23 protein-coding genes are annotated in these 23,738 nt (G+C 69.2%); 10 read left to right on the plus strand and 13 right to left on the minus strand.

Going from position 1 to position 23,738, the window contains the following annotated elements:
• Window positions 1–31 precede the first annotated feature (31 nt).
• The 4 genes from Sdi02f_RS18810 to Sdi02f_RS18825 all read right to left on the minus strand — a co-directional run bounded on the left by Sdi02f_RS18810 (window position 32) and on the right by Sdi02f_RS18825 (window position 3,828).
• Window positions 32–559 (minus strand): LppU/SCO3897 family protein, encoded by a 528-nt coding sequence (locus tag Sdi02f_RS18810; protein WP_030403079.1) that lies wholly within the window; start codon window positions 557–559, stop codon window positions 32–34.
• A 122-nt stretch (window positions 560–681) separates the two neighbouring features.
• The gene (locus Sdi02f_RS18815; protein ID WP_031084672.1) at window positions 682–1,944 is read right to left on the minus strand and encodes an MFS transporter; all 1,263 of its coding nucleotides are present in this window, start codon (window positions 1,942–1,944) and stop codon (window positions 682–684) included.
• 79 nt (window positions 1,945–2,023) lie between these two features.
• Window positions 2,024–3,106: an inositol-3-phosphate synthase gene (locus Sdi02f_RS18820; protein WP_030403081.1), complete on the minus strand. Its 1,083-nt coding sequence runs from the start codon at window positions 3,104–3,106 to the stop codon at window positions 2,024–2,026.
• Window positions 3,107–3,150: 44 nt separating this feature from the next.
• The gene (locus Sdi02f_RS18825; protein WP_019324689.1) at window positions 3,151–3,828 is read right to left on the minus strand and encodes a PadR family transcriptional regulator; all 678 of its coding nucleotides are present in this window, start codon (window positions 3,826–3,828) and stop codon (window positions 3,151–3,153) included.
• A 664-nt stretch (window positions 3,829–4,492) separates the two neighbouring features.
• Here Sdi02f_RS18825 and Sdi02f_RS18830 point away from each other — a divergent pair.
• Together Sdi02f_RS18830 and Sdi02f_RS18835 are read left to right on the plus strand one after the other, a co-directional pair.
• On the plus strand, window positions 4,493–6,880 hold the full coding sequence (locus Sdi02f_RS18830) for a transglycosylase domain-containing protein (RefSeq protein ID WP_108933698.1): 2,388 nt from the start codon (window positions 4,493–4,495) through the stop codon (window positions 6,878–6,880).
• A gap of 118 nt (window positions 6,881–6,998) precedes the next feature.
• Window positions 6,999–8,507 carry a glycosyltransferase family 87 protein gene (locus Sdi02f_RS18835; protein WP_108933777.1) on the plus strand — a complete coding sequence of 503 codons (1,509 nt, stop codon included), beginning with the start codon at window positions 6,999–7,001 and terminating at the stop codon, window positions 8,505–8,507.
• Window positions 8,508–8,591: 84 nt separating this feature from the next.
• Here Sdi02f_RS18835 and Sdi02f_RS18840 read toward each other — a convergent pair whose 3' ends face one another.
• The 3 genes from Sdi02f_RS18840 to Sdi02f_RS18850 form a co-directional block, all read right to left on the minus strand.
• Entirely contained in the window at window positions 8,592–9,623 is a 1,032-nt protein-coding gene (locus Sdi02f_RS18840) for an alanine racemase (RefSeq protein WP_030180845.1), read from the minus strand.
• 61 nt (window positions 9,624–9,684) lie between these two features.
• Window positions 9,685–10,806, minus strand: coding sequence for a peptidoglycan bridge formation glycyltransferase FemX (gene femX / locus Sdi02f_RS18845; RefSeq protein WP_030403084.1), 1,122 nt, complete (start codon window positions 10,804–10,806; stop codon window positions 9,685–9,687).
• A gap of 139 nt (window positions 10,807–10,945) precedes the next feature.
• The gene (locus Sdi02f_RS18850; protein WP_030403085.1) at window positions 10,946–11,251 is read right to left on the minus strand and encodes a hypothetical protein; all 306 of its coding nucleotides are present in this window, start codon (window positions 11,249–11,251) and stop codon (window positions 10,946–10,948) included.
• A gap of 276 nt (window positions 11,252–11,527) precedes the next feature.
• Here Sdi02f_RS18850 and rpsF point away from each other — a divergent pair, with 276 nt between their 5' ends.
• The 4 genes from rpsF (at window position 11,528) to rplI (ending at window position 13,235) form a co-directional block, all read left to right on the plus strand.
• Window positions 11,528–11,818 carry a 30S ribosomal protein S6 gene (gene rpsF / locus Sdi02f_RS18855; RefSeq protein ID WP_019324683.1) on the plus strand — a complete coding sequence of 97 codons (291 nt, stop codon included), beginning with the start codon at window positions 11,528–11,530 and terminating at the stop codon, window positions 11,816–11,818.
• A gap of 80 nt (window positions 11,819–11,898) precedes the next feature.
• Window positions 11,899–12,489, plus strand: a complete 591-nt coding sequence (locus Sdi02f_RS18860) for a single-stranded DNA-binding protein (protein ID WP_031040043.1) — start codon at window positions 11,899–11,901, stop codon at window positions 12,487–12,489.
• A gap of 44 nt (window positions 12,490–12,533) precedes the next feature.
• Window positions 12,534–12,770 carry a 30S ribosomal protein S18 gene (gene rpsR, locus Sdi02f_RS18865; protein WP_003949403.1) on the plus strand — a complete coding sequence of 79 codons (237 nt, stop codon included), beginning with the start codon at window positions 12,534–12,536 and terminating at the stop codon, window positions 12,768–12,770.
• A gap of 18 nt (window positions 12,771–12,788) precedes the next feature.
• Window positions 12,789–13,235, plus strand: a complete 447-nt coding sequence (gene rplI, locus Sdi02f_RS18870; RefSeq protein ID WP_030403087.1) for a 50S ribosomal protein L9 — start codon at window positions 12,789–12,791, stop codon at window positions 13,233–13,235.
• A gap of 126 nt (window positions 13,236–13,361) precedes the next feature.
• Here rplI and Sdi02f_RS18875 read toward each other — a convergent pair whose 3' ends face one another.
• Window positions 13,362–14,699 (minus strand): MATE family efflux transporter, encoded by a 1,338-nt coding sequence (locus Sdi02f_RS18875; protein WP_031084678.1) that lies wholly within the window; start codon window positions 14,697–14,699, stop codon window positions 13,362–13,364.
• Window positions 14,700–15,158: 459 nt separating this feature from the next.
• Between Sdi02f_RS18875 and dnaB the strand changes: the two genes are divergently transcribed.
• Both dnaB and Sdi02f_RS18885 read left to right on the plus strand, forming a co-directional pair.
• Window positions 15,159–16,637, plus strand: coding sequence for a replicative DNA helicase (gene dnaB, locus Sdi02f_RS18880; protein WP_030403089.1), 1,479 nt, complete (start codon window positions 15,159–15,161; stop codon window positions 16,635–16,637).
• A gap of 93 nt (window positions 16,638–16,730) precedes the next feature.
• Entirely contained in the window at window positions 16,731–18,116 is a 1,386-nt protein-coding gene (locus Sdi02f_RS18885) for a serine hydrolase domain-containing protein (RefSeq protein ID WP_031084681.1), read from the plus strand.
• A 77-nt stretch (window positions 18,117–18,193) separates the two neighbouring features.
• On the opposite strand, the gene Sdi02f_RS18890 is transcribed toward Sdi02f_RS18885, so the two are convergent.
• A complete protein-coding gene (locus Sdi02f_RS18890; RefSeq protein WP_031084684.1) occupies window positions 18,194–18,646 on the minus strand; it encodes a GNAT family N-acetyltransferase in 453 nt (150 codons plus the stop codon).
• 21 nt (window positions 18,647–18,667) lie between these two features.
• A complete protein-coding gene (locus Sdi02f_RS18895) occupies window positions 18,668–19,132 on the minus strand; it encodes a MarR family winged helix-turn-helix transcriptional regulator (RefSeq protein WP_030403092.1) in 465 nt (154 codons plus the stop codon).
• Window positions 19,133–19,272: 140 nt separating this feature from the next.
• On the opposite strand from Sdi02f_RS18895, the gene Sdi02f_RS18900 reads away from it, so the two are divergent.
• Window positions 19,273–20,481 carry an MFS transporter gene (locus Sdi02f_RS18900; RefSeq protein WP_108933699.1) on the plus strand — a complete coding sequence of 403 codons (1,209 nt, stop codon included), beginning with the start codon at window positions 19,273–19,275 and terminating at the stop codon, window positions 20,479–20,481.
• Window positions 20,482–20,599: 118 nt separating this feature from the next.
• Window positions 20,600–21,019 (plus strand): GlcG/HbpS family heme-binding protein, encoded by a 420-nt coding sequence (locus Sdi02f_RS18905; RefSeq protein WP_053637804.1) that lies wholly within the window; start codon window positions 20,600–20,602, stop codon window positions 21,017–21,019.
• A 92-nt stretch (window positions 21,020–21,111) separates the two neighbouring features.
• On the opposite strand, the gene Sdi02f_RS18910 is transcribed toward Sdi02f_RS18905, so the two are convergent.
• The 3 genes from Sdi02f_RS18910 to Sdi02f_RS18920 form a co-directional block, all read right to left on the minus strand.
• Entirely contained in the window at window positions 21,112–21,978 is an 867-nt protein-coding gene (locus Sdi02f_RS18910) for a GNAT family N-acetyltransferase (protein ID WP_053637805.1), read from the minus strand.
• A 76-nt stretch (window positions 21,979–22,054) separates the two neighbouring features.
• Window positions 22,055–22,537 carry an NUDIX domain-containing protein gene (locus tag Sdi02f_RS18915; protein ID WP_031084691.1) on the minus strand — a complete coding sequence of 161 codons (483 nt, stop codon included), beginning with the start codon at window positions 22,535–22,537 and terminating at the stop codon, window positions 22,055–22,057.
• Between the two features lie 70 nt (window positions 22,538–22,607).
• On the minus strand, window positions 22,608–23,513 hold the full coding sequence (locus Sdi02f_RS18920) for a LysR family transcriptional regulator (protein WP_031084693.1): 906 nt from the start codon (window positions 23,511–23,513) through the stop codon (window positions 22,608–22,610).
• Window positions 23,514–23,738 lie beyond the last annotated feature (225 nt).

The following is a 23,738-nucleotide window of genomic DNA, read 5'->3' on the forward strand; positions in this document are numbered from 1 at the left end:
TGAAACATCCCTCCGCCTGAGCTGCTGCGCCCTACTTGTCCTTCAGGCAGAGCAGGAAGTCGCTGCCGCTGCCGCTCTCGGTGTAGGAGTACTGGAAGTCCTTGGCCTCCTCCGAGCACTTGCTCTCAGCGGTGAGGGCGGAGAAGGAGCCCTTGATCTTGGCCAGCACCACGTACTGGGCCTTGGCGTCACCGCAGTCCACGACCTCGAGGTCCGGGTTGGTGTCGCTGCTGCTGCCCCTGTGCATGCAGTCGCCGACCGCAGCCGTGTCGGCGTCGTCCCGGCTCGCGATGTAGCCGCCGACCGCGACACCCACGACGACCACCGCGATGACGATGTTCTTGATCGTCTTGAAGCTCAGCTTACGGCGGGCCGGCTGCGGCGGGACCGGGGCGTACGGCGCACCCTGCGGCGGGAAACCGGGCTGCCCGGGCTGACCGGCCTGCTGCGGGAAGCCCTGCTGCCCCTGGGCGTAGGGGTTCTGCCCCTGGGGCTGCTGCGGAGCCTGCGGCTGGTTCTGCGCGAACGGGTTGCCCTGAGGCGGCGGCTGGGTGGTCACTGGGGGTCCCCCTGAACATAGGTGCGTGTCGCGAACATGGCGCGAGATAAGACGCACGTAAGCTACCGGGTCCCACTGACAACTCTGTAGCCCGGTGGTGCTCTGTGTCACTGATGTGACACTTACCGGCTCTCAAACCGGCCCATAGCTGCTGCAACCACTCCGTAGATCACGGAGACCGTCACGACCAGCGGAACCGACCGACCGTCCGGCGGCAGCATGAGCGCGGCCACCCCCGCCGCGCCGACGAAGGCCACGTTGAACAGCACGTCGTATACGGAGAAGATCCGGCCGCGGAAGGTGTCGTCGACCGAGAACTGCACGACCGTGTCGGTCGCGATCTTCGCCCCCTGGGTCGTCAGGCCCAGCACGAACGCGGCGGCGAGCAGCGGGGCCGTGGCGAACGGGAGGCCCAGCGCCGGCACCAGCACGGTGGCGACCGCCGCACAGACGGCCATCCAGCGTCCCGGGCCCAGTCGCCCCGCCGCCCAGGGGGTGACCACCGCGGCCGCGAAGAAGCCCGCTCCGGACACCCCGAGTGCCAGCCCCAGCAGGGCGAGCCCTTCGTCGGTGCCGGAGGTCAGGGCGTACCGGCACAGCATCAGCAGCATGACCAGCAGGGCGCCGTAGCAGAACCGCATCAGCGTCATGCCGGCGAGCGCCCAGGCCGCTTCCCGGCGGGCGGGTGCGGCGAGATGCCGTACGCCTGCCGCGAGGTCGCGGACGGTGGCGGTGAGCGCCGAGGTCAGCCTCGGCGGCACGAGCTCCGGGTCGGGGCCCAGCAGTTCCACGGCGATCCGCAGCGACGCCAGCGCGCCGCACAGGTAGAGGGCCGCGCCCAGCAGCACCACGGCGGCGTCGGAGTCCGAGACCACGAGACGCACGACGAACGCGAGGCCGCCGCCGGCCGTCGCGGCCAGGGTGCCGGCCGTCGGGGAGAGCGAGTTGGCGATCACCAGTCGCTCGGCGTCGACCACCCGGGGCAGCGCGGCGGACAGGCCCGCAAGCACGAAACGGTTGACGGCGGTGACGCAGAGAGCGGAGACGTAGAAGAGCCAGTCGGGGACGGAGGCGATCATCAGCACCGCCGTCACCGAGGCCAGCACGGCGCGCAGCAGATTGCCGTACAGGAAGACCTGGCGGCGGCGCCAGCGGTCCAGCAGGACCCCGGCGAAGGGGCCGACCAGGGAGTACGGGAGGAGGAGCACCGCCATCGCGGAGGCGATCGCGGCGGCGGAGGTCTGTTTCTCCGGGGCGAAGACTACGTAGGTGGCGAGCGCGACCTGGTAGACGCCGTCGGCGCCCTGGGACAGCAGGCGGACGGCGAGCAGGTGCCGAAACCCCTTCAGGCGCAGCAGGACGCGCAGGTCACGGACGACGGCCATGGGGCACAGCCTCACATACGGGAAGGGTCCCCGGGTCATGCGACCCGGGGACCCTCGGCAGACCGGGGTCAGCGGCTTGTCAGCGCTCGACCTCGCCCGCGATGAACTTCTCGACGTTGGCGCGGGCCTCGTCGTCGAAGTACTGGACCGGCGGGGACTTCATGAAGTAGCTCGACGCCGACAGGATCGGGCCGCCGATGCCGCGGTCCTTGGCGATCTTCGCGGCGCGCAGGGCGTCGATGATGACACCGGCGGAGTTCGGGGAGTCCCAGACCTCGAGCTTGTACTCCAGGTTCAGCGGGACGTCGCCGAAGGCACGGCCCTCGAGGCGGACATAGGCCCACTTGCGGTCGTCCAGCCAGGCGACGTAGTCGGACGGGCCGATGTGGACGTTGTCGGCACCCAGGTCGCGGTCGGGGATCTGGGAGGTGACGGCCTGCGTCTTGGAGATCTTCTTGGACTCCAGGCGCTCGCGCTCGAGCATGTTCTTGAAGTCCATGTTGCCGCCGACGTTCAGCTGCATCGTGCGGTCCAGGACGACGCCCCGGTCCTCGAACAGCTTCGCCATGACGCGGTGCGTGATGGTGGCGCCGACCTGCGACTTGATGTCGTCGCCGACGATCGGGACGCCGGCCTCGGTGAACTTGTCCGCCCACTCCTTGGTGCCGGCGATGAAGACCGGGAGGGCGTTGACGAAGGCGACCTTGGCGTCGATGGCGCACTGGGCGTAGTACTTCGCCGCGTCCTCGGAGCCGACGGGCAGGTAGCAGACGAGAACGTCGACCTGCTTGTCCTTGAGGATCTGGACGACGTCGACCGGCTCCTCGGCGGACTCCTCGATGGTCTGGCGGTAGTACTTGCCGAGACCGTCGTGGGTGTGGCCGCGCTGGACCTGGACGCCGGTGTTCGGCACGTCGCAGATCTTGATGGTGTTGTTCTCGGAGGCGCCGATGGCGTCCGCGAGGTCCAGGCCGACCTTCTTGGCGTCCACGTCGAAGGCGGCGACGAACTCGATGTCACGGACGTGGTAGTCGCCGAACTGGACGTGCATCAGACCGGGGACCTTGGACGCCGGGTCGGCGTCCTTGTAGTACTCGACGCCCTGCACCAGCGATGCGGCGCAGTTGCCCACGCCGACGATGGCTACGCGAACCGAACCCATTCCGGTTGCTCCCTGTGTGTACGAGTGAGGCCCTGACTGGGCGCTCACGTGGCGGTGTCGCCGGGCGTATCCGGCCGGGGGTCGTCCCCCGGCCGGGGCAGGCCGCCCGTCGCTCCAGATGTCGTGTCCTGTTGAGCGGTCCCCTCGGCGGCGGAACCCCTGAGGTCCCGCCCCGCCCGCTCGCTCTCGATGAGCTCGTTCAGCCAGCGCACTTCGCGCTCCACGGACTCCATTCCGTGGCGCTGGAGCTCAAGCGTGTAGTCGTCGAGTCGCTCCCGGGTGCGGGCCAGGGAGGCCCGCATCTTCTCCAGGCGCTCCTCCAGCCGGCTGCGCCGGCCCTCGAGTACGCGCATGCGTACGTCCCGCGACGTCTGGCCGAAGAACGCGAAGCGAGCGGCGAAGGTCTCGTCCTCGTACGCGTCCGGGCCCGTCTGGGACAGGAGCTGCTCGAAGTGTTCCTTGCCGTCGGCCGTCAACCGGTAGACGATCTTGGCGCGGCGTCCCGTGAGGGAAGCGGCGGCCTCGCCGACGTTCCCCGGTTCCTCGATCAACCAGCCGTTGGCGACCAGCGTCTTGAGGCAGGGATAGAGCGTCCCGTAGCTGAACGCCCGGAACACACCCAGCGAAGTGTTGAGCCGTTTACGCAGCTCATAGCCGTGCATCGGGGACTCGCGGAGCAGGCCGAGTACGGCGAACTCGAGGATGCCGGATCTCCGGCTCATCGTCGCCTCCTCTCGCCCTTATGCCGCGCTGATGTATCGACTCGATACATCAGCACGATAGAACGCCCCTCCGCGTGCGACAAGGGGGGAACTGGTGAACGGGATCACATCAGGGTTTCATCGCGAGCAAGTTGCCTGATTTGAGGTGAACTTCGGACCTCGGAGGTTTTGACGGTGCGTAGTGTGTGCGCCATGCGAACCACCGGGAACCGAGCGACGCGTGGGGGCGTCCCTGTCCCCGGTGCAGTACGGGTGAATGCGGAAGGGGCCGCATCCGTACTTCGGGGGGACCGGAAACCAGCCGCCTTTACCAGGCGCGCAAGGGTGCGCCTGCCCGAGGAGTAGTCGTTCGATGAGCGAGCACCGTCGCAAACCGCCGCAGCCGCAGGGAGGCGGACGTGCCGCGGCCCGACGCGGCCAGTCCGGCTCGTCCTCCGGCCGCCGTGCGGCACCGCGAGGCGCCACAGGGTCTCCGTCCGGCTCGTACGGTCCGGAGAACGAGGAGCGTGCGTACGGCAGCCGCGCCGAGGCCCGGCGCGCCGCACAGCGGAACGGGGGCGGCCGTCGCAGAGCGGCCGAACCGGGCCGCGGCGGCCGGCGAGGGGTATCCGGCGGCTCGGCTGCGGCCGGGCGCGGGCGTGCCGCCGCACCCGGCAAGAAGCGGTTGATCGACTACCCGCGCCACGACAAGGACGGGTGGCACCGCTGGGTGCCTTCCTGGAGGCTGGTCTCCGGGCTCTGCATCGCGTTCTTCGGCTGTCTGGTCGGTGCCGCCGGTCTCGCGTACGCCATGGTGACCATTCCCGTCATCGACGAGAGTGCCACGGCGCAGAACAACGTCTACTACTGGGCCGACAACACCCGGATGGTGGCCACGGGCGGTGACCGCAACCGCCAGAGCGTCGATCTCTCGCAGATCCCGAAGGAGATGCGCAACGCCGTCATCTCGCAGGAGAACAAGACGTTCTACTCCGACAGCGGCATCGACCCCAAGGGCATCGCCCGCGCCGTGTTCAACATGGCCAAGGGCGGCGACACGCAGGGTGGTTCCACCATCACCCAGCAGTACGTGAAGAACGCCATGCTGAACGACCAGTCGCAGACGGTCTCCCGCAAGGTCAAGGAGATCTTCGTCTCGATCAAGGTCGGTGCCGACGTCTCCAAGGACGACATCCTTGAGGGCTACCTGAACTCCGCCTACTACGGCCGCGGTGCCTACGGCATCCAGGCGGCTTCGCGGGCGTACTTCAACGTCGACGCCGTCGACCTCAACCCCGGGCAGTGCGCCTTCCTGTCGGCGATGCTCAAGGGCGCGACCTACTACGACCCGGCGGGGTCGGTCTCCATCGACCCGGCGGCCACTCCGGAGGCCAACAAGAAGCGCGCCCACTCCCAGATGCAGGACACCCTCGACAAGATGGTGGAGTACGGGCACCTGAGCCAGGCGGAACGGGCCAAGTACACCGAGCTGCCCACTACGAAGAACCCGCAGTCGAACGCGAAGCTGGGTGGCCAGATCGGCTACCTCGTCCGGCTGGCCAAGTCCTCCGTCCTCAAGAGCGGCAAGGTGACGGAGCAGCAGTTGGAGAAGGGCGGCTACTCGATCTACACGACCTTCGAGAAGAAGAAGGTCGACGAGATGGAGAAGGCCGTTCAGAAGGTCTACAAGGAGAAGATCGACCCCAAGAAGCGCCCCGAGACGGACACCCACGTGCAGTTCGGCGGGGCCTCCATCGACACGCAGACCGGGGCCATCAAGGCCATCTACGGCGGCGAGGATGCCACCAAGCACTTCACCAACAACGCCGACGTGACCGGTGCGCAGGTCGGTTCGACGTTCAAGCCGTTCGTGCTCGCGGCGGCGATGAAGTGGGGTGTGCGCGACCCGGACCTCGGCCCGGTCCAGGCCCAGGACGAGCGCACCATCGTCTCTCCGAAGAGCCTCTACAGCGGCAAGAACAAGCTCAAGATCAACAATTACGACGGGTCGATCTGGGAGAACGAGGAAGGCGAGCAGTGGCGGCAGGAGAACGACGGTCAGGACAGCGTCGGTGACCCGCCGGACTACAAGATCGACCTCCGTGAGGCGATGCGGGAGTCGGTGAACTCCGCGTACGTGCAGCTCGGCATGGATGTCGGCCTGGACAAGGTGAAGGAGGCCGCCGTCGACTCGGGGCTTCTGAAGGACAGTCTGACCGGTGCCGACTTCCCGTCCTTCTCCCTCGGTATCTCGGACCCCAGTGCCATCCGCATGGCGGGCGCGTACGCCACCTTCGCGGACAGCGGCAAGCAGCGCGAGCCGTACTCCGTCACCAAGGTGACGAGCAAGGACGGCACGATCTACACGCACAAGGTCGAGGAGAAGCAGGCCTTCACGGCCCAGGTCGCGGACAACGTCACGGACATCCTGAAGACGGTCGTCGAAGAGGGAACGGGTAAGAACGCCCGGCTTCCCGGCCGCGAGGTGGCGGGCAAGACCGGTACGACGGACGGCAACCGGTCCGCCTGGTTCGTGGGCTACACCCCGCAGCTGTCGACCGCGATCAGCATGTACCGCTACCCGGACGACGAGACGATGAAGGACCGCACGTTCCTGGAGATGTACGGGACGGGTGGCGAGAAGAAGATCCACGGTGCCTCCTTCCCGTCCACGATCTGGAAGGACTACATGTCGGACGCCGTGAAGGACTTGAAGGCGGAGAAGTTCCCGGAGCCGCAGCCCATCGGCGAGGTCGTCAACGCAGCCCCGTCGCCGTCCCCGACGCCCTCCCCCTCTCCCTCCGCCTCCGAGACCGAGAAGACCTCTCCGTCGCCGACTCCGTCGCCCAGCGACACCGAGACCGCCCCCTCACCTCCGGCGCCGAGCGACACGTGCCGCGTCTTCGACTGGAACTGTGACGACGGGAGCAACTCCGGCAACGGCAACGGGGGCAGTGGCCCGGGAGGCTCCGAGGGCAGCGAATCACCGTCGCCCACATCCAGCGAGACGGGCGAAGAGGGCGACAACAACGGAAACAGCCGCGGAAACACCATTTGGGGTACGAATGGCTAGCCGCTGAGCCGCAAGCCGGGTGTTTCACGTGAAACACCCATGAGTTTCACGTGAAACAGGGCCGCCGCACCCCCGAGGGTGCGGCGGCCCCGGCGTGTTCCCGGGTGCGTACGGCAGGATGGCCCCCATGCCCAGTGCAGAATCGACGCCAGCGAGCGTGCACGAGCCGGACCCGGTACGGCCGACGCATCAGGACCCGGTTGCCGCGGCCGGCAGCGAGCTGATCGGCGGCCCGATGGGCCGACGTGCCCTGCTCGGCGCCTCCTGGTGGACCCCTGTGCGGGTGATCGCCCTCGTGGCGATCGGCATGTTCGTCCTCGGGCTCGTCCAGAAAGCCCCGTGCTACAACGGCGCCTGGTTCTTCGGGGCGAGCTCCCAGTACACCCACGCCTGCTACTCGGACATCCCGCACCTCTACCAGGGCCGCGGGTTCGCCGACGGGCTCGTGCCGTACTTCGAGAAGCTCCCCGGCGACATGGAGTACCTGGAGTACCCCGTGCTGACCGGCCTGTTCATGGAGGCCGCGTCCTGGCTGACGCCGGGCAGCGGCACCATCCAGGACCAGGAACAGTGGTACTGGATGGTCAACGCCGGGATGCTCATGGTCTGTGCGGCCGTCATCGCCGTCTGCGTGACCCGCACCCACGCCCGGCGCCCCTGGGACGGCCTGCTGGTCGCCCTGGCCCCGGCCTTCGCGCTGACCGCCACCATCAACTGGGACCTGCTGGCAGTCGCCCTGACGGCCGCGGCCCTCCTCATGTGGTCCCGGCAGCGCCCGCTGGCCTTCGGTGTGCTGTTGGGCCTGGCCACGGCCGCCAAGCTCTACCCGTTCCTGATCCTCGGGCCCCTGCTCGTCCTGTGCTGGCGGGCGGGCAAGTGGCGGCCGTTCGGAACAGCCTTGGGAGGCGCGGCCCTCGCCTGGCTCGTCGTGAACCTGCCGGTGATGCTCTACGCCTTCGACGGCTGGTCGAAGTTCTACACGTTCAGTCAGGAACGGGGAGTGGACTTCGGGTCCCTCTGGCTGATCCTGGCCCAGAACTCCGACGACCCGCTCAGCACCGAGACCGTCAACACCCTCGCCACGCTCCTGATGCTGCTCTGCTGCGGCGCCGTCGCGGCGCTCACGCTGACCGCCCCCCGGCGCCCGCGGTTCGCCCAGCTCGCCTTTCTGATCGTCGCGGCGTTCATCCTCACCAACAAGGTCTACTCACCGCAGTACGTGCTCTGGCTGGTGCCGCTGGCCGTGCTGGCCCGGCCGAAGTGGCGGGACTTCTTGATCTGGCAGGCGTGCGAGGTGGCGTACTTCCTCGGCATCTGGATGTACCTCGCGTACACGACCAGCGGGGACGCCCACAAGGGACTGCCGACGGACGGCTACCACTGGGCCATCGGCCTGCACCTGCTCGGGACCCTGTTCCTCTGCGTCATGATCGTGCGCGACATCCTGATGCCCGACCGGGACCCGGTCCGGCGGACGGGCGAGGACGACCCGTCGGGCGGTGTGCTGGACGGCGCGGAGGATGTCTTCGTCCTGGGCCCCGCGGCACGTACCGAGCCGCCCGCGACCCACGTCGAGGGACCACAGGTGCACTGGGGCAAGAGCCGCAAACCCGACGGTTCGCTCTGAGCGAACGCACGAAAGGCCGTACACGACGGTCACGAGGATCGTCAGGACGTCGTGTACGGCCTGCGTGCTGGTACTGCCTGCTCGCTAGCGGTCGAGGATGCGGTCGAACTGCGTGGTGGTGTGCCGCAGATGGGCCACCAGCTCGTCGCCCACCTTGGGCTCCGCCGCGTCCGAGGGAACGAAGAGGATCGACACCTGCATGTGCGGCGGCTCCGCGAACCAGCGCTGCTTGCCGCTCCACACGAACGGCGAGAGGTTCCGGTTGACCGTGGCGAGGCCGGCCCGGGCGACGCCCTTGGCACGCGGCATGACGCCGTGCAGTGCCTTCGGCGCCTCCAGGCCCACCCCGTGCGACGTACCGCCCGCCACGACCACCAGGAAGCCGTCCGAGGCGGCCTTCTGCTGCCGATAGCCGAAACGCTCGCCCTTGGCGACGCGGGTGACGTCCAGGACCGCGCCGCGGTACTCGGTGGCCTCGTGGTCGCCCAGCCACAGCCGGGTCCCGATCCGGGCGCGGAAGCGGGTCTGCGGGAACTGCTGCTGGAGCCGGGCCAGCTCGTCGGCCTTGAGGTGGCTGACGAACATGGTGTGCAGCGGCAGCCGGGCCGCGCGCAGCCGGTCCATCCAGCCGATGACCTCCTCGACGGCGTCCGAGCCGTCGGTACGGTCCAGCGGCAGGTGGATGGCGAAGCCCTCGAGCCGGACGTTCTCTATGGCGGCGTGCAGCTGCGGCAGGTCCTGCTCGCTGATGCCGTGCCGCTTCATCGAGGACATCACCTCGATGACCACCCGCGCGCCCACGAGGCCGTACACGCCGTCGATGGACGACACCGAGCGCACGACCCGGTCGGGCAGCGGAACGGGCTCCTCACCACGCCGGTACGGGGTGAGGACCAGCAGGTCACCGCCGAAGAAGTCCTTGATGCGGGCGGCCTCGTAGGTGGTGCCGACGGCCAGTACGTCCGAGCCCAGCCGCGTGGCCTCCTCCGCCAGCCGCTCGTGACCGAATCCGTAGCCGTTGCCCTTGCAGACCGGGACGAGCCCGGGGAACTGCTCCTGCACGTGCTTGTGGTGCGCCCGCCAGCGCGCGGTGTCGACGTAGAGCGTGAGCGCCATGGCCGGACCTGGAACCTTTCTCGTGGCTGTCAGAGGTGCGGATCGGGGATGGGCTGTGCGGTCAGCGGCGCGACATGTAGATGTCGAGCGCCTTGTGGAGCAGCTTGTTCAGCGGGAAGTCCCACTCGCCGAGGTACTCGGCCGCCTGACCGCCCGTACCCACCTTGAACTGGATCAGGCCGAAGAGGTGGTCGCTCTCGTCCAGGGAGTCGGAGATGCCGCGCAGGTCGTAGACGGTGGCACCCAGCGCGTAGGCGTCGCGCAGCATCGCCCACTGCATGGCGTTGGACGGCCGGACCTCGCGGCCGATGTTGTCCGAGGCGCCGTAGGAGTACCAGACGTGCCCGCCGACGACCAGCATGGTCGCCGCCGACAGGTTCACCCCGTTGTGCCGGGCGAAGTACAGCCGCATGCGGTTCGGGTCCTCGTTGTTGAGGGCCGCCCACATGCGCTGGAAGTACGACAGCGGACGCGGCCGGAAGTGGTCGCGCACGGCCGTGATCTCGTACAGCCGCTGCCACTCCTCGAGGTCGTGGTAGCCGCCCTGGACCACCTCGACACCGGCCTTCTCCGCCTTCTTGATGTTGCGGCGCCACAACTGGTTGAAGTTCTTGTGGACCTCTTCCAGGGAGCGGTTGGCCAGCGGCACCTGGAAGACGTAGCGGGGCTGCACGTCACCGAAGCCGGCGCCGCCGTCCTCGCCCTGCTGCCAGCCCATGCGGCGCAGCTTGTCGGCCACCTCGAAGGCGCGGGGCTCGATGTGGTCCGCCTCTATGTCCCGCAGACGCTTGACGTCGGGGTCCTGGATGCCCTTCTTGATGGAAGCCGCGTCCCAGCGCCGGATGATCACCGGCGGACCCATCTTGACCGAGAAGGCGCCCTGCTGCTTGAGGTGCGCCAGCATCGGCTCCATCCACTCCTGGAGGTTCGGCGCGAACCAGTTGATGACCGGACCCTCGGGGAGGTAGGCGAGGTAACGCTTGATCTTGGGAAGCTGCCGGTAGAGGACGAGACCCACGCCGACCAGTTGGCCGGTCCGGTCGTCGAACCAGCCGAGGTTCTCCGAGCGCCATTCCGCCTTGACGTCCGCCCATGCCGGGACCTGCATGTGACTCGCCGACGGCAGGCTCTGGATGTACGCCAGATGCTGCTCGCGACTGATGGTCCTCAGGGTCAGGCTCATTCGGGGCGCTCCTCGGGCTGGTGTGTCCCCATGGGTTCAGGGGCTCCGGCTCTCGCGCGAAGCCTACTGCGCCCTGTGAGCGCCCCGTTCGGCGTACGGCTGGAAGGGACGGCCCCGGCCGGGCGGCCGGGGGCGTGGATCAGCCGACGAAGCCGCCGTGGTAGATGCCGAAGAACAGACCGAGCGCGGAGGCGCCGAGACCCAGCACCAGCCCGAAGCGCTCCCGTGTCGTCTCGGAGACGTACTGGCCGTACCCGCCGCTCACGACGCCCAGCAGCCCTGCCCAGGAGGTCAGGATGTGCAGCCCCCGGAAGCTCGCGGTGGCGAGGGCGAGGACGCCGAGGACCACGGTCACGGCCAGCAGCGTGTCCTGGAGGGGGTGTCGTCTGCCGTCCGTGGCCAGCAAGCCGGTCCGGGGCTTGGCGGGTCGCATGATGTGTGCCATGGAGAACCTCCTGCCGAAGGCAGTGTGTTTTCGCCCTCACATCCCTGACTACCGATTGTGTCCCCTCGGAGCCTGATTTCAACCGCAAGGCGATGGCCGGGTACGCTGTACCTTCCGCACCGGTGTCTGTTGCCGGCCACGAGCCGGGCCGCCTCCTCGGAGGAGACCTGGTTGTCAGTGGGTCCTGGTTTACTCGTTGATGCCGGTGCGAACGCATCGCAACCCTCCTGCCACGGAACGACCGTGGCCGCTGAGTCCAAAGGAGGTGGGTTCCACATGCGTCACTACGAGGTGATGGTCATCCTCGACCCCGATCTCGAGGAGCGCTCTGTCTCCCCGCTGATCGAGAACTTCCTCTCTGTCGTCCGTGACGGCGGCGGAAAGGTCGAGAAGGTCGACACCTGGGGCCGTCGTCGTCTCTCGTACGAGATCAAGAAGAAGCCCGAGGGCATCTACTCGGTCATCGACCTGCAGGCCGAGCCTGCGGTCGTCAAGGAGCTCGACCGCCAGATGAACCTGAACGAGTCGGTCCTCCGGACCAAGGTCCTCCGTCCCGAGACCCACTGAGCCTCCCGCTCAGCTTGATCCCGGGATCCGAGTAGCAGCAACCAAGCAGCCAGAGCAGCAAACCCGCCGAGAGGTTCCCCATGGCAGGCGAGACCGTCATCACGGTCGTCGGCAATCTTGTCGACGACCCCGAGCTGCGCTTCACCCCGTCCGGTGCGGCCGTCGCGAAGTTCCGCGTCGCGTCGACTCCCCGCACCTTCGACCGCCAGACGAACGAGTGGAAGGACGGCGAGAGCCTCTTCCTCACCTGCTCGGTCTGGCGCCAGGCGGCGGAGAACGTCGCCGAGTCGCTCCAGCGAGGCATGCGCGTCATCGTGCAGGGCCGGCTGAAGCAGCGGTCCTACGAGGACCGTGAGGGCGTCAAGCGCACGGTCTACGAACTGGACGTCGACGAGGTCGGCGCCAGCCTGCGCAACGCCACGGCCAAGGTCACCAAGACCTCGGGCCGCGGTGGCCAGGGCGGCTACGGCGGCGGTGGCGGCGGCGGCCAGGGTGGCGGCGGCTGGGGCGGCGGCCCCGGCGGCGGCCAGCAGGGCGGCGGCGCTCCCGCCGACGACCCCTGGGCGACCGGCGGTTCCGCCGGTGGCAACCAGGGCGGTGGCGGCGGCTGGGGTGGAAACTCCGGCGGCGGCGGCGGTGGCGGCGGCTACTCGGACGAGCCCCCCTTCTAGGCGGGCCCGTACCCCACACTTCTTGATCACACAGGAGAATCACCATGGCGAAGCCGCCTGTGCGCAAGCCGAAGAAGAAGGTCTGCGCGTTCTGCAAGGACAAGGTCACGTACGTGGACTACAAGGACACGAACATGCTGCGGAAGTTCATTTCCGACCGCGGCAAGATCCGTGCCCGCCGCGTGACCGGCAACTGCACCCAGCACCAGCGTGACGTCGCCACGGCCGTGAAGAACAGCCGTGAGATGGCGCTGCTGCCCTACACCTCCACCGCGCGATAAGGGAAGGGTGACCGAAACATGAAGATCATCCTCACCCACGAGGTTTCCGGCCTCGGTGCCGCGGGCGACGTCGTCGACGTCAAGGACGGTTACGCTCGCAACTACCTGATCCCGCGGAAGTTCGCGATCCGCTGGACCAAGGGTGGCGAGAAGGACGTCGAGCAGATCCGTCGTGCTCGCAAGATCCACGAGATCCAGACCATCGAGCAGGCCAACCAGGTGAAGGCCCAGCTCGAGGGTGTGAAGGTCCGTCTGGCCGTCCGCTCCGGCGACGCCGGTCGTCTCTTCGGCTCCGTCACCCCGGCCGATGTCGCTTCGGCGATCAAGGCCGCCGGTGGCCCCGAGGTCGACAAGCGCCGCATCGAGCTGGGCACGCCGATCAAGACCCTGGGCGCCCACGAGACGTCCGTGCGTCTGCACCCCGAGGTTGACGCCAAGGTCAGCATCGAGGTCGTCGCTGCCTGAGCACCGCTCTCGCTGAAGCGATGAGAAGGGGCCGCGTCTCCCGCCAGGAGATGCGGCCCCTTCTCCGTGGTGTCGCTAGCTGCGCTGTACGGCGAACGTCGCGTTTCACGGTTTCACGTGAAACGGTCAGCGCGTCGCCCCGGTGACGATCCAGCGACCCGATCGGGTACGCAGCCACAGTGTGACCAGGCGCATCGCCATCATCAGCGTCATGGCCGCCCACAGGGCGGTGAGCCCACCGCCGAGTGTGGGGACGAGCAGTGCCGCCGGGGTGAAGACCGCCAGGGTCAGCAGCATGGCCCAGGCAAGGTAGGGACCGTCGCCCGCGCCCATGAGCACACCGTCCAGGACGTAGACCACCCCGCAGACCGGCTGCGCGACGGCCACGATCACCAGTGCGGGTAGTGCGGCGTCCTTGACCACCGGGTCGCCGGTGAACAGCGGCAGGAACGCAGGGCGGGACAGCACCACGAGCAGGCCCAGCAGGGCTCCGACCGCGATGCCCCACTCCACCATCCTGCGACAGGCGTCGCGCGCGCCCTGGGCGTCACCCGCACCCAGATACCTCCCGATGATGGCTTGCCCGGCGATGGCGATGGCGTCGAGAGCGAAGGCGAGCAGGCTCCACAGGGACAGGATGATCTGATGCGCGGCGATGTCGGCGTCACCAAGACGGGCCGCCACGGCCGTCGCGATCATGAGGATCGCCCGCAGGGAGAGCGTGCGCACGAGCAGGGGCACCCCGGCCTGGGCGGAGGCCCTGATGCCGGCCAGGTCGGGCCGCAGCGAGGCGCCGTGTCGTCGGGCCCCGCGCACGACCACCCACAGATAGACCGCGGCCATGCCGAACTGGGCGATGACGGTGCCCCAGGCGGAACCGGCGATGCCGAGCCCGGCGCCGTAGACGAGCACGACGTTGAGGACGGCGTTGGCGACGAAGCCGGCCACCGCCACGTACAGCGGGGTGCGGGTGTTCTGCAGTCCCCTGAGGACACCGGTCGAGGCCAGGACGACGAGCATCGCGGGGATGCCCAGCGCGGAGATTCGCAGATAGGTGGTGGCATAGGGGCCCGCGGTCTCCGAGGCGCCGAAAAGTGCCACGAGGGAGGGGGCCGTGGGCAGGACGACCGCTATGACGGCGGCGCCGAGCAGCAGCGCCAGCCAGATGCCGTCCATGCCCTGGCGGATCGCGGCTTGCGGGTCGCCCGCGCCGACGCGGCGGGAAACGGCTGCCGTCGTGGCGTAGGCGAGGAAGACGAAGACGCTGACGGCTGTGGTGAGCAAGGCCGAGGCGATGCCGAGTCCGGCCAGCTGGGCCGTTCCCAGATGACCGACGATGGCACTGTCGGCCATGACGAAAAGGGGCTCGGCGACGAGCGCGCCGAAGGCCGGGACGGCCAGCGCGACGATCTCTCGGTCGTGCCGGCGCCGGGCAGTCCGGGTACGCGCGGGGGCCTGTGTCATGAGCACCAATCTAATCGTCCACAGGTAAGAGATGCAAAGCAATGGCGACCCTTACGGCTGCTCTCACCGCGTGTGCTTCTGGGTACGGGTCGAAGTGATCTTGATCCGACTGGGCAAGTTTTTCTTCTGCACAGGCGGTGGACGGTAACAGTGCAGGTCAAGCCCCCTTCCCGGGGCGGGGTGGGGGCTTGTTCACAGGGCTGTCCACCGGGTCGTGCACAGGTTTTGCGGGGTTCTCCACAGCATCTGGCCCGTCGTCCACATGGCCTGTGGATAACCAGATTGGCTGACGGTGCCCGCGGGCCTACGGTTATCCGGCGCCCGCTCCGTCCGTCGGCCGGTGAATCATCACAAAACCGACGCGCCAGAACCGGAGTTGGGCGTCTTATTTGTCAGTGCCGTGCCGTAGAAATGAGGGGCACGGCGAGGTCCGCTCGGCGGACGGGAGGAGGTGGCTCGGTGAGCATTTCCGAGCCCTTGGACGACCCGTGGGCCGACAGCGGCCCCAGTGATCGTCTGCCTGCTTCCCGCCGCCGCGGCGAGGGGGGCCGCAGCCGCGACGAGCAGCACCAGCGCGGTGCGGACAACGGCGCGTGGGACGGCGGCGCCCCGTCGTTCGAGCGGGTGCCGCCGCAGGACCTGGATGCCGAGCAGTCCGTTCTCGGCGGGATGCTGCTGTCCAAGGACGCCATCGCCGACGTCGTCGAGATCCTCAAGGGCCACGACTTCTACAAGCCGGCCCACGAGACGGTCTACCAGGCCATCCTCGACGTGTATGCCAAGGGCGAGCCGGCCGACCCGATCACGATCGCCGCCGAGCTCACCAAGCGCGGTGAGATCAACAAGGTCGGCGGCGCCTCGTATCTGCACACCCTCGTCCAGACCGTACCGACGGCCGCGAACGCCGCGTACTATGCGGAGATCGTGCACGAGCGGGCGGTCCTGCGCCGCCTGGTGGAGGCCGGAACCCGGATCACGCAGATGGGGTATGCGGCCGACGACGACGTCGACGAGATCGTCAACCGCGCCCAGGCCGAGATCTACGCCGTCACCGAGCAGCGCACGAGCGAGGACTACCTGCCGCTCGGCGACATCATGGAAGGCGCGCTCGACGAGATCGAGGCGATCGGGTCGCGCAGCGGCGAGATGACCGGGGTGCCCACCGGGTTCACCGACTTCGACTCGCTGACCAACGGCCTGCATCCGGGCCAGATGATCGTCATCGCCGCACGCCCCGCGATGGGCAAGTCGACCCTCGCGCTGGACTTCGCGCGCGCCGCATCGATCAAGAACAACCTGCCGAGCGTCATCTTCTCGCTCGAAATGGGGCGCAACGAGATCGCGATGCGTCTGCTGTCCGCCGAGGCACGAGTCGCGCTGCACCACATGCGGTCGGGCACGATGACGGACGACGACTGGACACGACTGGCGCGCCGGATGCCCGACGTGTCGGCCGCCCCGCTCTACATCGACGACTCCCCGAACCTGTCGATGATGGAGATCCGCGCCAAGTGCCGTCGCCTCAAACAGCGCAACGACCTCAAGCTGGTCGTCATCGACTACCTCCAGCTGATGCAGTCCGGCGGTTCGAAGCGCGCCGAGAGCCGGCAGCAGGAGGTCTCGGACATGTCCCGCAACCTCAAGCTCCTGGCGAAGGAACTGGAGATCCCGGTCATCGCGCTCTCCCAGCTGAACCGTGGTCCCGAGCAGCGCACGGACAAGAAGCCCATGGTCTCCGACCTGCGTGAGTCCGGTTCGATCGAGCAGGACGCCGACATGGTCATCCTGCTGCACCGTGAGGACGCCTACGAGAAGGAGTCGCCCCGCGCGGGCGAGGCTGACCTGATCGTGGCCAAGCACCGCAACGGCCCCACGGCGACGATCACGGTCGCCTTCCAGGGCCACTACTCGCGCTTCGTGGACATGGCACAGACCTGACGGGCGACCACGTCAGGTCTCGCTTTCCCGCCGGGGACGGCGCCAGGGGGAAATCGGCTCGACGTGAGGTGTTCCGGCCGGTGGACTGAGCGCATGACGACATTTCAGGAAGAGCTGCTTCCCGCCACCCGCCGGGCGCTGACGCATCGCATCGCCGTGGCCCAGGCCGAAGGGCGTACACCGTCGCTGGTCGCGGCGGTGGTCCGGGGCGGGCAGACCGTGTGGCATGGCGCGCGGACCTCGGTCGACGGGCACGGTCCGGACGAGAACGTGCAGTACCGGATCGGGTCGATCACCAAGACCTTCACCGCCGTCCTGGTCCTTCGGCTGCGTGACGAGGGCCTGCTGGATCTCGGGGACCCGCTGGAGAAGCACCTGCCAGGCACCGGCGCGGGGGAGGCCACGATCGCCGAACTGCTCGCGCACTCGGGCGGGCTGGCCGCCGAGTCGCCCGCGCCCTGGTGGGAGCGGACACCGGGTTCCCTGCGGCCCGGGCTCGCCGATGTGCTGGGCGAGGAGCCGCTCCTGCACCCGGTGGGCCGGCGCCACCACTATTCCAACCCTGGCTACACCTTGCTCGGCGCGCTCGTCGAGAAGCTGCGCGGGGCTCCGTGGGCGGAGGTGCTGCAGCGGGAGGTGCTGGACCCCCTGGGGCTGGAGCGTACGGCCACGCGGCCCAGTGCCCCGCACGCCGGCGGCTGGGCGGTGCATCCCTGGGCCGATGTGATGCTGGCCGAGCCCGCCGAGGACCTTGGGGTGATGGCGCCGGCCGGGCAGCTCTGGTCGACCACCGGGGACCTGGCGCGGTTCGCCGTCTTCCTGACACAGGGGGACGACACGGTGCTCGGCGGGGAGACCGTGCGGGAGATGCGGGCACCCGCGGCGCCGGCCGAGGCGGCGGACGTGGTGGACGGTGCGGCGTACGGGTTGGGGCTGCAGCTCCAGCACCGGGACGGGCGGTTGCTGGTGGGCCACTCCGGCTCCTTGCCGGGCTTCCTGGCCAACCTCACCATCGATGTGGAGGACGACGTGGCCGCGGTGGTCCTGACCAACTGCACCTCTGGGCCGCTGATCGCCGGGGTGGGAGCCGATCTCGTGCGCATCGTCGCGGAGGCCGAGCCCCGGATCCCGGAGCCGTGGCGCCCGTTGCGGAACGTCGACTCCTCCGTGCTGGAGCTGGCGGGGCAGTGGTACTGGGGGACGCAGGCCTTCGCCCTGAGGCTCACCTCCGACGGAGGGGTCTCGCTGGGTCCGCTGTCGGGCCGCGGACGCCGTTCACGTTTCCGGGCGAACGGTGACGGCAGCTGGACGGGCCTGGAGGGCTACTACGCAGGGGAGTTGCTACGAGCCGTGAGGCGCCCGGACGGGACCGTGGACCACCTGGACCTCGGCTCCTTCGTCTTCACGCGCCAGCCGTACGAAGAGGGTGCCGCCGTGCCAGGTGGTGTGGATCCACAGGGGTGGCAGGGGATCGGCTGACGGCAGTCCGGTGTGCGCGGCCGGTTTCACGTGAAACCGGCCGCGCACCGTGGGGCCGGCAAGCCGGGTTCTCCACGTCAGAGCTGGAGCTTGAACCCGGTGTGCGAGGCCGAGAAGCCCAGACGCTCGTAGAAGCGGTGGGCGTCGGTGCGGGTCCTGTCGGACGTGAGCTGCACCAGGTGGCACCCCTGTCGCCGGGACTCGTCGATCGCCCACTCGATGAGCTGGGTGCCCAGTCCGCTTCCGCGCTCGTCGCTGTGGACGCGGACGCCTTCGATGAGCGAACGGGTGGCCCCGCGCCGGGACAGGCCGGGGACGATCGTGAGCTGGAGCGTGCCGACGACCCGGTCCTCCCGGACTGCCACCACCAGGTGCTGGTTCGGATCGGTCCTGAGCCGTTCGAAGGCGGCCAGATACGGGCCCAGGTCGTCCGGTGATTCGCGCTGTGCGCCCAGGGGGTCGTCGGCGAGCATCGCGACGACTGCCGGGATGTCCTCGGCGGTGGTGCGGCGTATTTCCAGATCTCCCATGCCTGCACTCTAGAACTGGATCTAGGCGGGCACGGGTGCCTTCAGGGTCTCCACCGCACGCACCAGCGGGGCGAGGTCGGGGTTCGTGGCCGCCTCGTCGAGAGCCTCGCGCAGGGCCAGGTCATTGGTGGGCCGCGCCTCGTTCAGCAGGCGCAGGCCCGACGGGGTGACGTTGGTGTAGATGCCGCGCCGGTCGGTGGGGCACAGGTAACGCTCGAGCAGGCCCCGGTCCTCGAGCCGGGTGACCAGCCGGGTGGTCGCGCTCTGGCTGAGGACGACGGCGTCGGCGACCTGCTTCATCTGCAGATGCCCCCCGTCGCCGTCGTGCTGCCGGCTGAGCACGTCGAGCAGTGAGTACTCGCGGACGCTCAGGTCGTGCCCGGTCTGCAGGGCTCGCTCGATGTGGGCCTCGATCCTCCCGTGCAGCAGGGAAAGGGCGCACCACCCCTGGGAGAGGGCGGTGAGCGCCGGGTCCGTCGCTGTCATGTGGTTCCTCCGTCCAGGAGCGGCTGAAACCAGAGTAGCCCAGGTCCGCAACTGCCTGCGTTTGCACATAGCCAGCGTATGCAACTATTGTCTGCGACTGAAACGCGCTCCTGCAATGACTTCGGAAGGTGTACCCCTCCATGCCTCTCGCGCTTCTGGCCCTGGCGATCGGGGCCTTCGGGATCGGAACGACAGAGTTCGTGATCATGGGCTTGCTGCCCGAGGTCGCGAGCGACTACGGGGTCTCCATCCCCACCGCCGGCTACCTGGTGACCGGGTACGCGCTCGGCGTGATGTTCGGCGCCCCGCTGATGACCGTGCTCGGCACCAAGGTCCCGCGCAAGCGGATGCTGATGCTGCTGATGGGCCTGTTCGTCGTCGGCAACCTGCTCTCCGCCCTCGCCCCGGTCTTCTCCGTCATGCTGATCGGCCGCGTGATCGCCTCACTCGCGCACGGCGCCTTCTTCGGCATCGGATCGGTCGTCGCGGCCGGTCTGGTCGCGCCGGACAAGAAGGCCGGCGCCATCGCGATGATGTTCACGGGCCTGACGGTCGCCAATGTCGTCGGCGTCCCGCTGGGGACACTGATCGGACAGTCCGTCGGCTGGCGTGTCACCTTCGCCGTCGTCGCCGCGCTCGGGGTCGTCGGCCTCGTCGGCGTCGCCAAGCTGGTCCCCGACGTGTCCAGGGCCGAGGGCGTGCGGCTGCGGCACGAGGTGGCCGCGTTCAAGAACGCCCAGGTCCTGCTCGCGATGGCCATGACCGTCCTCGGCTTCGGCGGGGTCTTCGCGGCCATCACCTACATCGCGCCGATGATGACCCAGGTCGCGGGCTTCGCCGACGGCTCGGTCACCTGGCTGCTGGTCCTCTTCGGTCTCGGCATGGTCGGCGGCAACCTCGTCGGCGGCAGGTTCGCCGACCGCGCCCTGATGCCCATGCTGTACATCTCCCTCGGCGCCCTGTCCGTCGTCCTCGCCCTGTTCACCCTCACCGCGCACGACAAGATCGCGTCCGCCGTGACCGTCGTCCTCATCGGTGCCCTGGGTTTCGCCACCGTCCCTCCGCTGCAAAAGCGCGTCCTGGACCACGCGCACGGCGCGCCGACGCTGGCCTCCGCGGTGAACATCGGCGCCTTCAACCTCGGCAACGCGCTCTCCGCGTGGCTCGGCGGCGTCGTCATCGCGGCCGGTTACGGATACACCGCTCCCAACTGGGTCGGCGCCGTGCTCGCCGCAGCCGCGCTTGTCCTCGCCGTCCTCTCGGCCGGCCTGGAACGGCGTGCGAGTGCTCCCGGACCGGTCGTCGCGGGTTCCGTGCCCACCGAGCGGCGGGCCGCCGTCCACCACTGAACGACCCCGGGCGGGCTGCGGGGCCAGGGCCGTCCCCGCACCGCGCCTCATGGGCCACTGACGCCTCGTGGACCACCGGGGCACCGCACCCCACTCAGCACCACCAAGGAGAAGAACCATGAGCACCACTGCCGTCACCCCGCTGACGACCCAGGACGCCGAAGCCCTCGTCACCGCCGCCCGCCAGGCCGCCGAGGCGGCCGGGGTGACCGTCAGCGTCACGGTCCTCGACGCCGGGGGCCATCTGCTCGCCTTCCGGCGCGACGACCGCGCCGTGCTGATCTCCGGGGAGACCAGCACCCGCAAGGCCTACACGGCGCTCCAGTTGAACGCCCCGACCGCCGACCTCGTCGACGCCGTGCAGCCCGGAGGCCTCTTCCACACCCTGCCCACGGCACTCGACCGGCCGCTGCTGTTCATCGCGGGCGGCGTGCCCGTGCACCGAGACGGCCGGCTGATCGGCGCGATCGGGGTGGGCGGAGGCGCGCCCGAGCAGGACCACGGCTTCGCTTCGGTCGCCGTGCGGAGCCTCGCCTGACGGCAGCCCCCTCGTAGCGGCCGTCCGCCCGACGCCGGTTCCCGTGCTGCCCGGGAACCGGCGTCGCGGTGCCGGGGTGACGTATCGCCGACTCAGCCGGCCGCCACCGTGAGCGGCGCGAACCGACGGGTCCAGTCCCCGGGCAGTTCGGTGATCCCGTAGCTCATGACCGCATTGGCGGCGACCGAGGACAGGCCGTGCTCCTTCACCCACGCCAGGAGCTCCTCGTGCCGCACGTCGATGTCCGTGCGCAGCGGCCGGTCGGTGTGCGCGGCGAGCGAGCCGATCAGGGCCTTGGCCGTCTCGGTGTCACGGGCGATCAGCGGGCCCACCACATGGGTGTCCATGTTCGGCCAGGCCGCGGCGTACCCGGTGATCCGGCCGTCCTCCTCGGCGACGCGCAACTGATCGGCGAAGGCGGGCAGACGCGTGACGATGGGGGTGCGGTCCGCACCGAAGACCTCTTCGTCGAGCCGGAGGATCGCGGGGAGGTCCTCGGCGGTGGCCCCGCGGGTGAACGGCTTTGGTTCCGGCCCGCCGGGGACGAAACGGCCGCGCACCATCTCCGCTTCGCCCGTCACCTTGAAACCGAGCTCCTCGTAGAGCGGTCGGCCGTACGGCGTCGCGTGCAGGGTGAGGGGAACGGTGCCCAGGGCAGCGACGAGGTGGCGCATCAGCCGGCGTCCGACCCCCCGGCGGGCGTGCCGCTCGGCGACCAGCACCATGCCGACGGCGGCGAGCGCCGGGCGCTCGTGGGGGCCGTATTCCGTGACGGTGCAGGCGGCGACGAGGCCGCCGTCGGGATCGTCGATGCCGTAGCCCTGTCCGGCCGTGAGGAGGAACCCCCACTTGTGCTCCTCGCGCGGCCACCCCCGGTCCTCGGACAGGTCGGCGCAGGCGGTGAGATCCCGGAGCGTCAGACGGCGGATCGGTGCAGAGGCGAGGAAAGGAGTCGGCACGCAGGTCAGGCTGTCCGACAGCGGCCGTCCGCGTCCACCTCTTTCCGGTGGGAGGACGGGCTTTCGGCCACGCCGTTCAGCCGAGGTCGGGGGCGTGCATGGCACGCACACCCTCGATGTTGCCGTCCAGATAGTGCCGCAGCGACAGCGGTACGAGGTGGACCGAGGCGATTCCGACCCGGGTGAACGGCACTCTGACGATCTCGTACTCACCGGCGGGCTCGTCGACCTCGGGGCCGTGCCGCAGGGACGGATCCATGGACTCCAGCCGGCAGACGAAGAAGTGCTGCACCTTCACACCGGTCGCGCCGCCGTCCTCGCCGATGTGCTCCACGGTGTCCACGAAGCAGGGCACCACATCACTGATCTTCGCGCCCAGTTCCTCGTACACCTCGCGGTGCAGGGCGTCCACCACGGTGCTGTCGTCCGCTTCGACCCCGCCGCCGGGAGTGACCCAGTACGGGTCGACGCCGGGCTTGGTCCGCTTGATCAGGATCAAGTGGTCGCCGTCCAGCAGGACGGCGCGAGCGGTGCGCTTGACCACGGGTCGGACGGTCATGGGAGAAATGTGGCCCGGCTGGTTCCACGTGAAACATCGTGACGCACGCCCGGTTCACCAAGCCGCCGGTTCAGCTCCAGGCGGCGGCCGCGCGCAGCAATCCCTCGTGGGCCCTGGCGATGTGCGGCAGTGCCAGCGTGCCCGTACGCGCCACCAGGAAGTACGTCCGCAGCGGCGGTATCGGCGGATCCTGCAGGGCGACGACGTCACCGCGCTCCAGCGCCTGGGCGCACAGGTAGCGGGGCAGCACGGCGAGCCCCGCGCCGGCGATGGTGCAGGCGAGAACGGCACGCAGGTCGGGGGCGACGACGGTGGCCGGGGCGGCCGGACGGGCGTCGAAGACGGAGGCCCAGTAGCGGGTGACGAAGGGCAGCGACTCGTGCACCTCGACCACGGGTACCTGCCCCAGGGCCGAGGCGCCGGTGGCACTGAGCTTCTCGGCACCGGCCCGCTCCGCCCAGACGGGCGCGGCGACCAGCACGTGGACCTCGTCGCAGAGCGGCGTCGCCGTGAGCAGCGACCCGCGGGGACGGGCCGTGCCGATGGCCAGATCGTGATGGCCCGCGGCCAAGCCCTCCAGGGTTTCCTCGGCGTTGCCGAACGAGATGCGCAGGGCGAAAGCGTGGCCGTCCTCCGCGGTGAGCTCCGTCAGCGCCGGCAGCGCCCGTTCGGAGGTGAACTCGGGGGGCCCGGCCAGGTGCAGGGTCCGCAGGGCGGAGTCGTCAGCCAGTCCGGCCTCGGCGACCTCCACCAGGGCGTCGAGATGCGGCGCGGCCTTGTGGGCGAGTTCGTCACCGACGGTCGTCGGGGTCACCCCGCGGGCCTGCCGGAGGAACAGCGGGCGGCCGAGCTGACGCTCCAGCGTACGGATCTGCGAGGTGACGGCGGGCTGCGAGAGGCCGAGCAGGGCCGCCGCACGCGTGAACGAACCGGCCCGGTGCACGGTGACGAAGGTTCGGAGCAAGGCCAGATCCACGGAAAACCTGTCCCCTCTTCTGTTCTTCTCCGGCCCCCGCCCGCGCCCCCACTATAAATATGTCGATAGGTCGCTGTCGCCTGCGTGATTGGACACTGACATTCAGTCAACTAGCCTGGAACGCGCGGTTCTTCGCGCGTTGAACCGCGAGCGCGTCGAACCGCGAGGACGGTCCGAGCCACGAGGGGGGAGGCTCGGACCGTCCGGCGCGCAGGGCGTGGTGCG

The sequence above is a fragment of the Streptomyces ardesiacus genome, from assembly GCF_003112575.1.
Lineage (GTDB): Bacteria > Actinomycetota > Actinomycetes > Streptomycetales > Streptomycetaceae > Streptomyces > Streptomyces ardesiacus.

Coding starts and splice junctions, on each gene's coding strand:
- Sdi02f_RS18815 (WP_031084672.1), bottom strand. CDS start 1,944: ATGGCCGTCGTCCGTGACCTGCGCGTCCTGCTGCGCCTGAAGGGGTTT.
- Sdi02f_RS18820 (WP_030403081.1), bottom strand. CDS start 3,106: ATGGGTTCGGTTCGCGTAGCCATCGTCGGCGTGGGCAACTGCGCCGCA.
- Sdi02f_RS18825 (WP_019324689.1), bottom strand. CDS start 3,828: ATGAGCCGGAGATCCGGCATCCTCGAGTTCGCCGTACTCGGCCTGCTC.
- Sdi02f_RS18835 (WP_108933777.1), top strand. CDS start 6,999: ATGGCCCCCATGCCCAGTGCAGAATCGACGCCAGCGAGCGTGCACGAG.
- Sdi02f_RS18840 (WP_030180845.1), bottom strand. CDS start 9,623: ATGGCGCTCACGCTCTACGTCGACACCGCGCGCTGGCGGGCGCACCAC.
- femX (WP_030403084.1), bottom strand. CDS start 10,806: ATGAGCCTGACCCTGAGGACCATCAGTCGCGAGCAGCATCTGGCGTAC.
- Sdi02f_RS18850 (WP_030403085.1), bottom strand. CDS start 11,251: ATGGCACACATCATGCGACCCGCCAAGCCCCGGACCGGCTTGCTGGCC.
- rpsF (WP_019324683.1), top strand. CDS start 11,528: ATGCGTCACTACGAGGTGATGGTCATCCTCGACCCCGATCTCGAGGAG.
- Sdi02f_RS18860 (WP_031040043.1), top strand. CDS start 11,899: ATGGCAGGCGAGACCGTCATCACGGTCGTCGGCAATCTTGTCGACGAC.
- rpsR (WP_003949403.1), top strand. CDS start 12,534: ATGGCGAAGCCGCCTGTGCGCAAGCCGAAGAAGAAGGTCTGCGCGTTC.
- rplI (WP_030403087.1), top strand. CDS start 12,789: ATGAAGATCATCCTCACCCACGAGGTTTCCGGCCTCGGTGCCGCGGGC.
- Sdi02f_RS18875 (WP_031084678.1), bottom strand. CDS start 14,699: ATGACACAGGCCCCCGCGCGTACCCGGACTGCCCGGCGCCGGCACGAC.
- Sdi02f_RS18885 (WP_031084681.1), top strand. CDS start 16,731: ATGACGACATTTCAGGAAGAGCTGCTTCCCGCCACCCGCCGGGCGCTG.
- Sdi02f_RS18890 (WP_031084684.1), bottom strand. CDS start 18,646: ATGGGAGATCTGGAAATACGCCGCACCACCGCCGAGGACATCCCGGCA.
- Sdi02f_RS18895 (WP_030403092.1), bottom strand. CDS start 19,132: ATGACAGCGACGGACCCGGCGCTCACCGCCCTCTCCCAGGGGTGGTGC.
- Sdi02f_RS18900 (WP_108933699.1), top strand. CDS start 19,273: ATGCCTCTCGCGCTTCTGGCCCTGGCGATCGGGGCCTTCGGGATCGGA.
- Sdi02f_RS18905 (WP_053637804.1), top strand. CDS start 20,600: ATGAGCACCACTGCCGTCACCCCGCTGACGACCCAGGACGCCGAAGCC.
- Sdi02f_RS18915 (WP_031084691.1), bottom strand. CDS start 22,537: ATGACCGTCCGACCCGTGGTCAAGCGCACCGCTCGCGCCGTCCTGCTG.